The sequence below is a fragment of the Paenibacillus sp. 11B genome (assembly GCF_030487755.1).
Classification (GTDB): domain Bacteria; phylum Bacillota; class Bacilli; order Paenibacillales; family Paenibacillaceae; genus Paenibacillus; species Paenibacillus vandeheii.
Genome location: NZ_JAUKNS010000004.1, coordinates 689,495 through 703,380, shown reverse-complemented (window position 1 = coordinate 703,380; position 13,886 = coordinate 689,495). Strand labels below are relative to the sequence as shown.

General features: G+C 47.7%; 14 protein-coding genes. 11 read left to right on the top strand and 3 right to left on the bottom strand.

All coding sequences use genetic code 11. The annotated features are described in order from the left end of the window. Window positions 1–82 precede the first annotated feature (82 nt). The 7 genes from Q0V21_RS20140 (at window position 83) to Q0V21_RS20110 (ending at window position 7,612) form a co-directional block, all read left to right on the top strand. The gene (locus Q0V21_RS20140; RefSeq protein ID WP_024632855.1) at window positions 83–427 is read left to right on the top strand and encodes a Na-translocating system protein MpsC family protein; all 345 of its coding nucleotides are present in this window, start codon (window positions 83–85) and stop codon (window positions 425–427) included. Window positions 428–670: 243 nt separating this feature from the next. Then, the gene (locus tag Q0V21_RS20135) at window positions 671–1,741 is read left to right on the top strand and encodes an ABC transporter substrate-binding protein (RefSeq protein ID WP_094939935.1); all 1,071 of its coding nucleotides are present in this window, start codon (window positions 671–673) and stop codon (window positions 1,739–1,741) included. Window positions 1,742–1,852: 111 nt separating this feature from the next. Further along, complete coding sequence (locus Q0V21_RS20130; protein ID WP_079347850.1) at window positions 1,853–2,791, top strand: nucleoside hydrolase; 939 nt, start codon at window positions 1,853–1,855, stop codon at window positions 2,789–2,791. A gap of 222 nt (window positions 2,792–3,013) precedes the next feature. Next, window positions 3,014–3,832, top strand: a complete 819-nt coding sequence (locus Q0V21_RS20125) for an ABC transporter permease (protein WP_301880319.1) — start codon at window positions 3,014–3,016, stop codon at window positions 3,830–3,832. 4 nt (window positions 3,833–3,836) lie between these two features. Further along, complete coding sequence (locus Q0V21_RS20120) at window positions 3,837–4,628, top strand: ABC transporter permease (protein WP_301880317.1); 792 nt, start codon at window positions 3,837–3,839, stop codon at window positions 4,626–4,628. A gap of 18 nt (window positions 4,629–4,646) precedes the next feature. Beyond that, window positions 4,647–5,705 carry an ABC transporter ATP-binding protein gene (locus Q0V21_RS20115; RefSeq protein WP_079347846.1) on the top strand — a complete coding sequence of 353 codons (1,059 nt, stop codon included), beginning with the start codon at window positions 4,647–4,649 and terminating at the stop codon, window positions 5,703–5,705. Between the two features lie 149 nt (window positions 5,706–5,854). Continuing rightward, entirely contained in the window at window positions 5,855–7,612 is a 1,758-nt protein-coding gene (locus Q0V21_RS20110; protein ID WP_301880316.1) for an adenine deaminase, read from the top strand. Window positions 7,613–7,798: 186 nt separating this feature from the next. Here the strand turns inward: Q0V21_RS20110 and Q0V21_RS20105 are convergent, their stop codons facing one another. Both Q0V21_RS20105 and Q0V21_RS20100 read right to left on the bottom strand, forming a co-directional pair. Further along, the gene (locus tag Q0V21_RS20105) at window positions 7,799–8,230 is read right to left on the bottom strand and encodes an SMI1/KNR4 family protein (protein ID WP_301880314.1); all 432 of its coding nucleotides are present in this window, start codon (window positions 8,228–8,230) and stop codon (window positions 7,799–7,801) included. A 152-nt stretch (window positions 8,231–8,382) separates the two neighbouring features. Continuing rightward, window positions 8,383–8,646: a hypothetical protein gene (locus tag Q0V21_RS20100; RefSeq protein ID WP_285075900.1), complete on the bottom strand. Its 264-nt coding sequence runs from the start codon at window positions 8,644–8,646 to the stop codon at window positions 8,383–8,385. Window positions 8,647–8,919: 273 nt separating this feature from the next. Here Q0V21_RS20100 and Q0V21_RS20095 point away from each other — a divergent pair, with 273 nt between their 5' ends. From Q0V21_RS20095 to Q0V21_RS20080, 4 genes are all read left to right on the top strand, one after another. Beyond that, window positions 8,920–9,657, top strand: coding sequence for an HAD family hydrolase (locus Q0V21_RS20095; RefSeq protein WP_301880311.1), 738 nt, complete (start codon window positions 8,920–8,922; stop codon window positions 9,655–9,657). Window positions 9,658–9,995: 338 nt separating this feature from the next. Continuing rightward, window positions 9,996–10,475 (top strand): Dps family protein, encoded by a 480-nt coding sequence (locus Q0V21_RS20090; protein ID WP_301880310.1) that lies wholly within the window; start codon window positions 9,996–9,998, stop codon window positions 10,473–10,475. A gap of 129 nt (window positions 10,476–10,604) precedes the next feature. Beyond that, complete coding sequence (locus Q0V21_RS20085) at window positions 10,605–11,810, top strand: nitric oxide synthase oxygenase (RefSeq protein WP_301880308.1); 1,206 nt, start codon at window positions 10,605–10,607, stop codon at window positions 11,808–11,810. Between the two features lie 144 nt (window positions 11,811–11,954). After that, window positions 11,955–12,425, top strand: coding sequence for an NUDIX hydrolase (locus Q0V21_RS20080; protein ID WP_024632844.1), 471 nt, complete (start codon window positions 11,955–11,957; stop codon window positions 12,423–12,425). 36 nt (window positions 12,426–12,461) lie between these two features. Here Q0V21_RS20080 and Q0V21_RS20075 read toward each other — a convergent pair whose 3' ends face one another. Further along, window positions 12,462–13,739: an MFS transporter gene (locus tag Q0V21_RS20075; protein WP_301880307.1), complete on the bottom strand. Its 1,278-nt coding sequence runs from the start codon at window positions 13,737–13,739 to the stop codon at window positions 12,462–12,464. Window positions 13,740–13,886: the final 147 nt, after the last annotated feature.

Genomic DNA, 13,886 nt, shown 5'->3' with positions numbered 1-13,886 from the left:
GGTTGCCTAAAATCGTAGATATATGTATAATCAATCGTGTTAACACGTCGAACGTACGGTAGTAAATGATGTGGGTGAGTTCATGGAACTGCTGGACAGCAATGAGAGTAAGAAGAAGATGTGCCAGTATTATAACGAAATTTCGAAGGAACTGTTCGGCTTTGGGACCACTCTCCTGAGAGTGACCATTGATCAGAACATCGTGACCTTCTACGCGAAGCACCGCCGTTCACCGCGCTCTGACGCCCTGGAAGGGGAGGCCCCCGGCTTGAAGCTGGAAGTGGACTTCCGTATGTCTGTCTTGTATAAGAAGAAATTCAGGGAGAAGTTGGAGCAGCACATGGGTTTGCCAATCGAAGCTGTATTACGGGATTATGATGCGTCCACGCAGTGGGCCATTACGAATGTGATTTTGGAACAAGCATAGGATGGATCGACAGGTTCGATTCATGCGTTGCACACGGTTCTAGTCCATGATTCGGATTCCGAACAATTTCATATGATGGCGTCTGTCTTCGGATTGATTCTGGAGCAGAAACCGATGATGTACCGGCAGCGGGTGTCGCTTTCCTTTGTTTACGAAGAAAAGTGTTCTTGTTTATACAAGAATGCTTTTCTTTTTGTTTTTTTTTAATACACATCACACATATCAGGGGGAATCAGGATCATGATGAAGAAGTGGATTAGCGGTTTGGCGGCAGTGGCAATGACATCGGTATTACTAGCAGGTTGCGGCAGCAGTACAGAGGACGCTACAGGCGGATCAGGAAGCGGAGGCACGGCGTCAACCAAGCTCGTCATCTCCACTTGGGGGTTCTCGGAAGATTTCTTTAATGAAGAAGTATTTGGTCCTTTTGAAAAAGAACATAATGTAGACATCGTGCTTGAAGTGGGTAACAACGCTGAGCGTTTGAATAAAATCCGCCAGGGTACGTCCAACGTCGATGTAATCTACTTGTCTGATTACTATGCACAGCAAGGTATTGACGAAGGTTTGTTTGAGAAAATTGACCGCTCCAAAATTCCGAATGTGAACGATATTTATGATATTGCCAAAGCACCGCTTGGCGAAGATTATGGCCCGGCCTACACGGTGGGACAGCTCGGAATCGCTTATAACCCGGACCTCGTTTCCAAAGAAGTCACTTCATGGGCGGATCTGTGGGACCCGGCGTTTGCCAATAACCTGACGATTCCAAACATTACGGCAACAGCAGGACCAATGGTATTGGATGCTGCTTCCCGTGTAGCTGGAAACGATACGTTTAATGAAGATGCTGCATTTGCAGAACTGAAAAAATTAAGCGGCAACGTGGTTAAATTCTACACGCAAACTTCCGAATTCGTGAACATGTTCTCCCAGGAAGAGATTGCTGGCGGACCGATTATGGAAATGTACTTCAAGGATCTGAAAGCGGCAGTGCCGAATGCAAAGTTTGTTACACCTAGCGAAGGTGCATATGCAGTTATGAATACGATCAACGTCGTGAAAGGCAGCAAGAACAAAGAACTCGCTGAAGAATTCATCAACTGGCAGCTAAGCCAGGATGTACAAGCCAAATCCGCCAAAGCCAAAGTGGATTCCCCGGTAAATACCAAGGTTGAATTGAGTGCCGAAGAAGCTGAGGGCGTAACGTATGGCGCAGACGTGGTTGGCAAGCTGAACAAGCTGGATATGGAATTTGTGAATCAACAGGCCAAAGCATGGACAGATCGTTGGAACCGTGAGATTGCACAATAAGCGTAATCAACGTTTGAACGATAAGGTTGATCCGCAGTAATGATATCGATTGAGCTCGACAAATAACATTTGCAGCAAGCAATCATTTAACGGCAGAGGAGTTGGGAATGCATGAGTGAAACAGGAAATCGCATCATTCTGGATGTGGATACCGGTATTGATGACGCGCTGGCGATCTTGCTGGCCGTCAAGAGTCGGAAGCTGGACATTCTCGGAATTACCACGGTCTGTGGGAACGTATCGCTCCAGCAGGCAACGGATAACACATGCAAAATACTCGAATTGGTGGGAGCACCTTCCATTCCGGTCATAGCCGGAGCGGCTGGCCCACTCACACGCAAGTCTCATTATGAGCACCGGGTTCACGGACAAGACGGATTGGGTGGTGCGCTGCCTGATCCGGCCGTATCCAAGCAGGCGGATGAAGGCTTTGCCCCGGACTTTATCATTGAACAGGCGAAGTTATACCCAGGCGAATTGACACTGATTATGACCGCACCGTTAACGAATCTCGCGCTGGCTCTGATGAAGTGTCCTGAACTGCCTACATTATTGAAGGAAGTCATCTTCATGGGTGGCGTCGTTCGTGGACATGGCAATGTTACACCTACTGCGGAGTACAACACGTACGCCGATCCCGAAGCCGCACGCATTGTACTGCATGCAGGTTTCGAGAAGCTCACGCAGGTTGGCTTGGATGTTACCCGTCAAACGCTGCTGAATGAAGAAGCCATCAGACGATTGACTGATCCCGTGCTTCGCGATTATGTGGCACAGAGCACCGAGATTTACATCAATCGTTACGAAGAAATGAACGGCATCCGAGCTTGTGCTCTGCATGATCCACTGGCAGTGGGTGTCGCACTTGCCCCGGATTTGGTTGGACGCAAATCATATTACGTCGATGTCGAGACAGCAAGCCGCTTGTGCGATGGTCAGATGGTGTGTGACTTCCAAAACCGTTTGGGCGAACAGCCCAATACCCTCGTTTGCGAAACGGTAGACGCCGAGGCTTTCCTTGAACTGTTTATCAACGCGTTAAATGCGTAGCTATGACCGTTAAATTCATTTTTTACACAAGAACGAAGTGACAGAAGAAAGCTGGAGAAGCGAAGCGCTCGCCTTTATCCCCGGATTTTTACCCTTTAATAAAGGATCAAAAAAATCTGGGGATAACAGCGATCGAAAGATTCTTCTGGCACGGAGTGAGATAGTGTAAAGTTGTGATTTTAACATGTGAATAAAACCATTTTATAAGTCAGGAGTACCGCGATGAAGAAATCAGTATACTGGCTATTGCTGCCAGGATTCATATTTTTGGCGGCATTTATGATCATTCCGATTGTCCTGACGATCGGATCGACATTTTTTCAGGAAAGCTCCTTCACGTTTGAAGGATACATGCATTTTTTCAGAGACCCTTACTTTTTGAAAATATTGCTTACGACGCTGCAAGTCAGCGTGGTCACCACTATCGTCTGCGTGGTGCTCGGATTCCCGACAGCTTATTATATTTCACGGAAAGCGCCGCGCCGCAAAGGCATTCTGCTTGCGCTGGCCATCTTTCCGCTGCTAACGAGCCCGGTTGTGCGCTCGTTTAGCTGGATGATTATTCTCGGACGCAAAGGGCTGATCAACAACACCCTCGTTGGACTGGGGATCGTGGACAAGCCGCTGGATATTCTGTATACGCCGGCTGCCATGATGATCGGTTTGACCCATCTGTTCCTGCCACTCATGATCATTTCCCTGGTCGGTGTGCTTGAGAACATTGATGGTGATCTGCTCAAGGCGGCACAGAGCCTGGGTGCATCACGCTTCACGGCATTCCGCCGGGTGGTATTCCCGCTGGCCGTGCCAGGGCTTGTGATCGGAGCCGTACTTGTTTTTGTTGGAAGCCTGACGGCTTATACGACGCCTGCACTTTTGGGAGGCAAACAGCGCGTCATTGCGACGTTCCTCTATCAGAACGCTATGACCCTGAACGACTGGTATCTGGCCTCGGTCGTTGCCGCGATTATGATTGTCATTACATTTGTCGTGGTCGGTGTCATGAACAAAATGGCCAAAACTTTAAATCCGAAGGGGTAGACATATGCGGGAGAAACATATCGGGCTGGGCCTGTTCAGTCTGCTGGTCTTTATCTTTCTGCTGGGCCCGCTTCTGATCATCTCGGTGACTTCGTTTGAACCGGGGACGGTACTCAAATTTCCGCCGGAGGGCTTCTCTCTCCGCTGGTACGAAAATATTTTTAACACAGGCGGTTTCCTTCGCACGTTCCAGACGTCCATCATCATTTCCCTGCTGGGAAATTTGCTGGCGCTGTTGCTCGGGGTTCCGGCTGCGTATGCACTTAGTCGTTACGATTTCAAAGGCAAGTCGGTGCTGAATGCATTGTTCCTGTCCCCGGTACTCATTCCGGGAATCGTGCTTGGTTTTACGTTGATGAAGTACCTGATCGTGATCTATCATTTGCCGATGTATCTGGGTCTGCTGATTGGTCACACCATTATCATGCTGCCATTTATCATTCGCGTTATTGCATCGAGTCTGTCGAGCTTTGACTTTGCAGTGGAAGAAGCGGCCCTGAGTCTCGGCGCGGGACGGGTTAGAACGTTCTTCCAGATCGTGCTGCCCAACATTCGTTCCGGTATTCTCGCGGCGGTGCTGATTGCGTTTCTGGAGTCGTTCAACAACGTGGACATTTCCGTGTTTATGACCGGACCGGGGGTAAGCACATTGCCCATTCAGATGCTGACCTATGTGGAAAATTATTTTGACCCAACCATTGCAGCGATTTCCGTACTGTTGATGGTATTGACTAGACTTTTAATGTTCGTGATCGAACGGATCATGGGCGGATTCTCATACTTTACTAAACGTTAATTGGAGGCGCAGAACGCTATGGCATTGCTGACATTGGATCGCGTATCGGTGGCTTACGATAACCAGACGATCCTGAAGGATTTTCAATTGGAGCTGGAAAAAGGTAAGCTGCTCTCCCTGCTCGGACCGAGCGGTTGCGGCAAAACAACTACGCTGCGCCTCATCGCCGGATTCCTGGAAGCAACACAGGGCAAGTTTATGTTCGGCGGCAAGGATTATACAAAAGTTCCGGTAAATAAGCGGAATTTCGGATTTGTATTTCAGAGTTATGCGCTATTCCCGCATCTGTCTGTCTATGACAACGTGGCCTTCGGCCTGCGGATGCGCAAGGTGAAAGACAAGGATATCTCATCACGTGTGATGCGCATCCTTGAGGTGGTTAACCTGAACGGGTTTGAGAAACGTTTTCCAACAGAACTGTCTGGTGGTCAGCGTCAGCGTGTGGCAATTGCCCGCGCACTGGTTATTGAACCGGATTTGCTATTGTTCGATGAACCACTCAGTAACCTGGATGCCAACCTGAGACTCAATATGCGGGTGGAGATTCGCCGCATTCAGCAGGAACTGGGCATTACGACGCTTTATGTCTCTCATGATCAGGAGGAGTGCTTCTCCATCTCCGATCAGGTAGCGATTATGAACAAAGGCGTTGTCGAGCAGCTCGACCGCCCGGAGACGATTTTTAAATACCCGGCAACGGAGTTTGTAGCCCAATTTATCGGATTTCACAATTTCATTGAATTCGCAGAGCGCAGTGATGCAGGAGAGGTGATCACGCTAAAAGCGGGTGGTCGCTTGTTCACGGCAACTGCGCATCCCGGAACGGCACGTCCCGGTGCACGCAAAGGCGCGATTCGCCCGGATGATCTGATGGTTAGTGGAGATACCTCTGGGGACATGGCTAATGCTTTGCCAGGGATTATCAAAGTAAGCACATACCTTGGACGCAGCTATCAATACGTCATTGAGACAGAACTTGGCGACTTCACAGCCAATCAGGAGATGGAGACACCTTATCTCAGCGGACAGCGGGTGAATCTGATTTTCCCGCAGGATAAGCTTGTCCTTGTGGAATAGCAGCAGGAAGCAGAAGCAGTAAAAGAGGCGTTTTATTAGTTGAATCCAGATGTGGCATATCGAAAATAGCTGTCTCCACTCAATCTGGCTATCGTAAACTACCGCTCTGGATCGCTGTAAAATGCTCATGAAGAAGGAGATTATGCCCCATGCGTGCAGATCAACTAATTAAGAATGTACATGTGTATAACAGTTATTATAAACGATTCGAAATGAACAACGTGGCTGTACTGGACGGCAGATTCATGTATGTTGGGTCAGGCGGACCGGAAATGATTGAAGCCGATGAAGTGATTGATGCACGGGGACGTTACATGATTCCAGGCCTCATTGATATTCATCTGCACATCGAGAGTACGATGGTGACACCGGCAACCTTTTCCCATGGCCTAATCCGTTGCGGGGTAACGTCCATTGTGGCGGAACCGCATGAGATGGCGAATGTGTTTGGTTTGGAAGGTGTGCAGGAGATGATGTCGGCCAGTCGCGAGACAAACGTAGATATGTTCTACGCCATCCCAAGCTCCGTTCCGGCGACACCCATGGAAACAACAGGTGGTTCAATCGAAATCGAAGACATGGATGTGCTGCTGGCTACTGGAGAGATCATCTGTCTGGGTGAGATCATGAACTATGTGGACGTCATCCGGGACCCGGAATGCAAGACCAACCAGATCCTCCAGCATATTCGCCAGAACTATCCCGATCTTGTGATCGAAGGTCATACACCGAAACTGCTTGGGCTGGATCTGCACCGACTGATCTATGCGGGCGTGGATTCCGATCATACGCATCAGAGTATTGAAGGCTTGCAGGCGCGAATTGCGGCAGGCATGTTTATAGAAATTCAGGAAAAATCGATGACGCCAGAAGTTATGGAGTACCTGATTCAACATGATGTTGCTCAGCATTTCTGCTTTGTAACGGACGATGTTATGCCTGATTCGCTGGTGGAACGGGGGCATTTGGATCATATCGTGCGTAAAGCCATTCGGATGGGTATGCGCCCTGAAGATGCAATCTATGCAGCAACCTCGACCCCTGCATCCCGAATGAAAATGACTGATCGCGGTAGCATTGCCCCAGGCAAAGTGGCGGATTATGTGCTACTGTCCAACTTAGATACACTTGCAGTAGAGCAGGTATACAAAAATGGCCGTAAAGCTTATGACGACTACGAACCGTACAAGCAAGACCGGATCAGTGGACAGTTTCCACCTCACTTTTACAAGAGCGTGCAGTTGGATCTGCTGGGAGCCGAGGATTTCGCAATTCGTTTGTCTGATCCGAAGGTGAGTGGGAAAAGTGAAGCATCAGCCTCAGACGCGCAGTTATCTGAAAATGGGATAAACAATTGCCGGGTTATGATTGTGAAGGACGGTTCAACCTTTGTGGAAGAGCATATTGCCCAAGTTCAGGCTGTGAATGGTGAACTGCTCTGGGAAGAGAGTGAATATGGACAGATTGCGACCTTTGAACGTTATGGTGTGAACGGTAACCGGGCACATGGTTTGATTGGTGGAGACACGATTAAGCGTGGGGCCATTGCGACAACGTATTCCCATGATAACCACAACCTTTTGGTCGTAGGGCGCAATCGTGAAGATATGATATTGGCAGCTAACACGGTAATTTCGAGCCAGGGTGGATTCTGTGTGGTGGAAGACGGTAAAGTGTTGTCTCATCTCGAACTCCCTGTGGGTGGCATTCTGACGGAGGAACCGCTGGCGGTAGTATCCCACCAAGTGAAAAAACTACGTGCAGCGATGTTGTCTCTTGGTTATGTGCACTATAACCCGATTATGTCGATCAGTACCCATTCCCTAGCGGTAAGTCCAGCTCTGAAAATTACGGATCACGGCCTGATTGATGTGAATGCAGGCAAGGTTGTACCGTTGATCATCTAATTTAAATACACACATTTCGTGATGTACCTCCAATTAGATTGTTGATCGTGGAGTAGTGTTAATTATAAAAAGAAAAGTCCAATACCCCGTATCGCCACGATGAGTCGCGTTACGGGGTATTGTTGTATGACCAAGGATTTAAAATCATAATTCCTATGTACTGAGCCTGGCAAGAGGAACATTGAGCTAGATTTTGATCATTCCTTTTAGCGACCATTCCAAATATTTGGATACCGAAGGCGCGACCCATTTTCGGCTATCATTTTCATGATTCCATACAAAGACGTCTTCTTTACAAATTCCATCCCCCGTCACTGGAAACGCGAATAAATCGCCAATTCCACTTTCACCGAAAAAGACCAAGTTATCAAATGGCATATAAAATTCTTGGAAGTGTCCGTCCCGATAGTGTTTGTTTTCATTCTTGATTCGGTCTATTGGCCATATTAGACCTAAATCATAAATGGCTTTTACCCCATTGGTTTCCAACAATATTTCCTTTAGTTCACGGGGCAGAGCGACATGGAACAAGCTCTCAACCTTTGCAAGTTCGTCTCCCGATGCAGGAGAACTGAACGTATACTCTTTTGAAATTCCCTGAAGATGCTCTCTCCACATGAATAAAGTCCTCCTCGCAATATTTAATTATATTAGGACATGTACGCAAACGACATTTACTCCAGTAAAAGCAGTCCTCCATAACTACACCGACTACGATCTTAAAATAGAGTAGGCAAAGTTATGTAAGGACTACTCTTTCTAACTTCGGTTTACCAAGTAAGCCAACCACTCGTTCGTATATAATTGTGAAGGAGATCGTATTGCTCGGTGTACATCAATCGTTTCATTTTGGTTCTATACAGACGATAATCTTGTTTACGAGCCGGTTTACTTTCTTTGTTAAAATGAGTGCTCTTGATTCCTTTGCGGAAATCTTTGAGCTTCTCTTTTCTTGGATCAATGAACTTCTTGTTGTTTTTCTGATTATGCGATTGTTCATTTTCCCAAGATTGAATCTCTTCCTGTGCAAACATCTTCATCCCCGTTGTGCCGGGTTAGATTTTGGCTTCGGGAGCCATGGCCTTAGACACAACTAATAGAAGAAGACTTTCGGATTGAACATAAGCATCACCTCTGAGATAATAGATAATTCATCCTTATTTTAACATATATAATGGATCTTTATGCTACTCCAAGTACGGGGTAATCATGTTTAAGCACGCATACTTGTTTGGACTGGCCAACTCAATGCATATATAGTAAGAAGAGAATGTTTGGAGCCAACACCAGGAGGATAAGTAGCAATTATGGAAAAAACAAATAAAACGAGAGCTATCTTTTTCGATGTAGACGACACCTTGTATGACCACTTGCAGCCGCTGAAAGGAGCACTACAGGAGGTTCTTGGTCTGCCATACGATTTCCCGTATGGCGAGGCATACCATCGTTTCCGTTATTATAGCGACTGGCTGTCTGCCCAAGAAGACTTGTCTGCTGTACCCGAACCGGAAGCGGTGGAACGGATGCGTCATCGCAGATTTGAGCTGACCATGGCGGAATTTGGACTACCCCTGCAATCGGGACAGGCTGAAGAATTGCAAGCACAGTATTTAAATAGACAGTTTCAGATCCAACCCTTTGAGGGGGCATATGAACTTATACGGAGACTTCTTGCAGAAGGGCATACAGTAGGGTTAATTACCAATGGAGAAGGAGCGCATCAGCAAAAGAAGCTTGAAGCGCTTGATGTTTCCAGCCTTATCCCTGAGGAACGGATTTTTATTTCGGGTACACTTGGTTACGCCAAGCCGGATCGCAGATTGTTTGAGCATGTAAGCAGGAGGACGGGATCGGATTCCAGCTCCAGTTATTACATCGGCGATTCTTGGCGCAATGATGTTGTCGGTGCAGTGGATGCCGGATGGAAAGTGATCTGGTTCAACCATCGTAATGCTTTGCCAGAATCAGAGCATCAGCCTCATCATGTTGCGCGTAGTTATGAAGAGGTAAGCCGTATCCTTACATCCGAGTTGGTTCAACAATAAAGCATGCGCTATGTGCATTGGTGCAGTCCTGATTACTCACTTGAGGATCAGGGCTTTTTTTGTTGTTGGATACGGAGTGAGGATTGTCATTGTATATCGGCGAAAATCGCGGTATAGATACTTTATGTAAAGGTGTTGGAAGAGTCTTTCCGCATGAGTCAAAGATGAAGCACAGCTTCATGGAATCTTCATTTGAAAGAGTAGTCTAAAGCCTTCACAAAGGATATGGTCAATGTTATAATTAAAACAAGATTTAGATTAAGTCTAAATTAAATAAACCAAATTAACTTATGCTACTAAATTCAAAACTATATCGTATTCGAGAGGGGATAAATTCCATGAGCACAATCCAGACTAGAAACAACACTTTTGCAAATCAAGCCACTGAACTTCACAATGTCCTGAACCGCCAGATCGCAGGCTGGTCTGTACTGTACACCAAACTGCACCACTTCCACTGGTATGTCAAAGGTCCTCACTTCTTCACACTGCATGCCAAATTCGAAGAGTTATATAACATGGCTACAGCGAATATGGACGAAGCCGCAGAACGCCTATTGGCCATTGGTGGACGCCCGGTCGCAACGATGGCTGAACAACTGCGGTTGTCACCAGTTGAGGAAGCACAGGGACAGTTCTCGGCTGAAGACATGGTAGAAACAGTAGTTTCCGATCTGAGAGCCATGGTGGGTGTAATTAATCAGGGTATTCAAGCAGTGGGCGAAGCCGAGGATAACGCAACTGAAGATATGCTGATTGGATTCACCGCTTCATTGGATAAAGAGATCTGGATGTTAAACGCATTTCTGGGCAAATAAGCTAAGTTCCCCTGCATCCGCTGACAACGATATGTAGAGTCCGTGAACAAAGTGCCCGTTCGCTTACAAATCCGGTGTTCTTGCCGTATAATGATGGCATTCAAGATGTATAGATTGGTGGAATGAATAATGCGGACAGACCTGGAAGAATTGCGGGATGAAGCTGAACGGTTTATATATAGATGTTATGAGGAGCTGGGCCATTCGCGTGAAGACGCGCAGGCCCGGCTTGTTGCAGTTCTGAATGAGATTGAGCACACAGGCACATATGTGCATACTGCGGATGAACTGGAGCATGGCTGTAAAATGGCATGGCGGAACAGCAACCGCTGCATCGGACGGCTGTTCTGGGATAAACTGCGCATTATCGATGCACGGCATGCAGATACCGTTGGAACAGCAGCGGATGCTGTGCTGACGCACATCCGAGCGGCCTCCAACGGAGGTAAGATCATTCCAATGATTACGATCCTTCCACCTGATGGACCGAATGGAGCACCCGTACGGATTTGGAATCACCAGTTGATTCGTTATGCAGGATATGAGACGACGGATGGTATTGTAGGCGACCCTGCATCCGTTGAGCTAACGAAGACAGCAATTTCGCTTGGTTGGAAGGGGGAAGGAACACCATATGATGTGCTGCCTATGATTATACAGGCACAGGGACAAGCTCCAGAGTGGTATCCAGTGCCCGAGGAAGACATCGTGGAAGTGAGGATTGAACACCCGGAACGTCCCGAGATTGTTGAATTGGGCATGCGCTGGTACGGTGTGCCGATGATTGCCGATATGCGGCTGGAGATTGGCGGCATATCCTACCCGGCAGCTCCATTCAACGGCTGGTATATGGGTACTGAGATCGGTGCGCGTAATCTGGCGGATACGTTTCGGTATAACAAACTGCCTGCGGTAGCGGCAGCCCTTGGCCTGAATACGTCGAGTGAAACGACGCTATGGAAAGATCGGGCTCTGGTAGAGCTGAATGTAGCTGTACTGCATTCGTTCAAGAAAGCAGGCGTGAGCATTGTGGATCACCACACGGCGGCAGCGCAATTTGCCTTGTTTGAGCAGCGGGAGGAGAAGGCTGGGCGCGAGCTGACAGGCGATTGGGTTTGGCTGATTCCGCCCGTGTCTCCGGCGACGACGCATATTTTCCACAGCTCCTACCGCAATGAGATTGTGAAGCCAAACTTTTTCTATGGAGATCATTCCTATAAGCTGGATTCAGAACAAGCAGAAGCTGAACTTCAGAACAGGGAAAGCCAACAACTCGTGGGGGATCACCAGCCTAAGGCGGAGAATCCACCAATGAAATGCCCGTTTGCACACTGATGTGCGAGCGGGTTATTTTTTTGAAGTGTTTTCATCAAAGCACAGGCTCTAAAATAGGAAATGAAGCTAAATATTCTTTCTCTATATGGAAATTAATTGCACTTCTATAATAAGGACCATGACTTTATATAGGAGGGGTTATCCATGGGTTACATTGAATCGCTTCGAGAAATGGTTGGCAATGCACCTGTTATTCTGGTGAGACCGAGTATTTTAATATTGAATCAATCAGGTGAAATTTTGTTGGTTCGAAATGCAGATGATACGTGGGGAGTACCAGGTGGAATGATGGAGCTGGGCGAGTCGGTGGAAGAATGTGCGATGAGAGAGGTAAGGGAAGAGATTGGGCTACAGATCAAGAAACTTAAGCTATACGGCGTCTTTTCCGGGAAAGAGTTATATACGAAATTAAGAAATGGACATGAATATTATAATGTGGTCATTGGTTACATTTGTACGGAATTTGAAGGCGAGTTGAAGCCCGATGGGGTGGAAGTCCTTGAAGCAAAGTTCTATAAACCGACGGAATTGCCTGAGAAAACAGACCCTTATTTAAAAAGTAAAATTGAAGAAAATGCACTACATATAGCAACTTTATTAGGAATAAATAAATGATGGAGGCTGCCCACTGGTGTGGGCAGTCTTGTGCGTTTACCCCCGTTTGGATCTGTAACGGCTGCGCATCACCGCCTGAACAGCGATAGCGGCAGCGATCAGAAGCAGATTGAACACGAACACAGTATACAGCGATCCATACTCCACAAGCAGCGCAGCTACCAGAGGGGAGACGATAGAGCCAATCTCGGCGGCAGAGACAATTTTGCCTATGACGGAGCTCCTACCCTCGTCCGGGATATGATCTCCGATATGAGCAAAGAACGAGTCCATGTAACATGCACCGCCAACACCGCCGATCAGCATGCCCACGTAAACCCACACATAAGAAGATGTGCTCAGAAAAACGACCACTTCGATGCCAATCATCAGCATGCCGAACATGCAGAGCAGCAGGCGATCCCCCATCCGATCAGACAAGTAACCTGCTACAGGGGCAGCTGCAAGTGTAGAGATTCCGGCAACGGTAAAGGCAAGGCTGGTCGCAAACGGGTCCCAGTGCATGATATGAGCAGCATATAGTGCAAAATAAGTCAGAAACACGGCATAGGCGCTCATCTCCAGAAAATGCACCGTACCGTAGCCAATCAGTTGTTGCCGCCGGGTAAGTCCGGTGGATGGTTCTGGAATGGTTGGGCTAGGTGTATCGTTGACTGTAGAAACGGTGTAATCCGTATCCATAGGCGTTTGCGTTTGTTTTACAATACTTGAAGACTCGCTTGAAGTCTGACCGTTCACCTCACTTTCAGACACTTGATCTGCTTTTGATGCCGACTTTATCCCCATTGCCGCAACGACAGCCATCAGACAGCACACGGTAACGAGTAAAAAAGGCACGGACAACGGCCAGTGCAATGAGAGCCAGCCGCTGATGACCGGACCCAGCACCATACCCCCGCCTTCACTGCTGCTGATATAACCGTTGAACAGCCCCCGGTTGTCGACATTGCCTTCATCCCCGATGATGGAACGCACGACGACCGTAAGTCCGGTAGAAGCGAGCCCTTGCAGCAACCGTAGCAGGCCGAATAGTAGGGCGGCAGAAGATACAGCGAACCCGCCCATACAGACAGCGAGCAGCAGCAGCATGGCAATTAGTGCCCGCTTGCCCCCGATTTTCCGATAGAGTGCCGCAGCGGGCACCCCGCCAATCACTTTTCCGACATAAAAGAGTGCAAAAATAACCCCCATCATCCAGCCGGACAGGCCAAATTCCTCAATAAACAAGGGGAACAGGGGCAGGATCATGAAACCGCCCATCTGACTGAGAAAACAAATGATCATCAGTAAAGGCAGGTTACGGCGAATATCCACCAACAAGACTCCTTTCGCACAGAAACTGAACTCCGAAATCTTCCTTCAATCACTCTACATGGATTGCGTAGATATCGACATATACCCGTAATGTATGCTGTATTTGTGAGAATAAGAAGAAATAACACAGGGCGTTTACATCAAAAC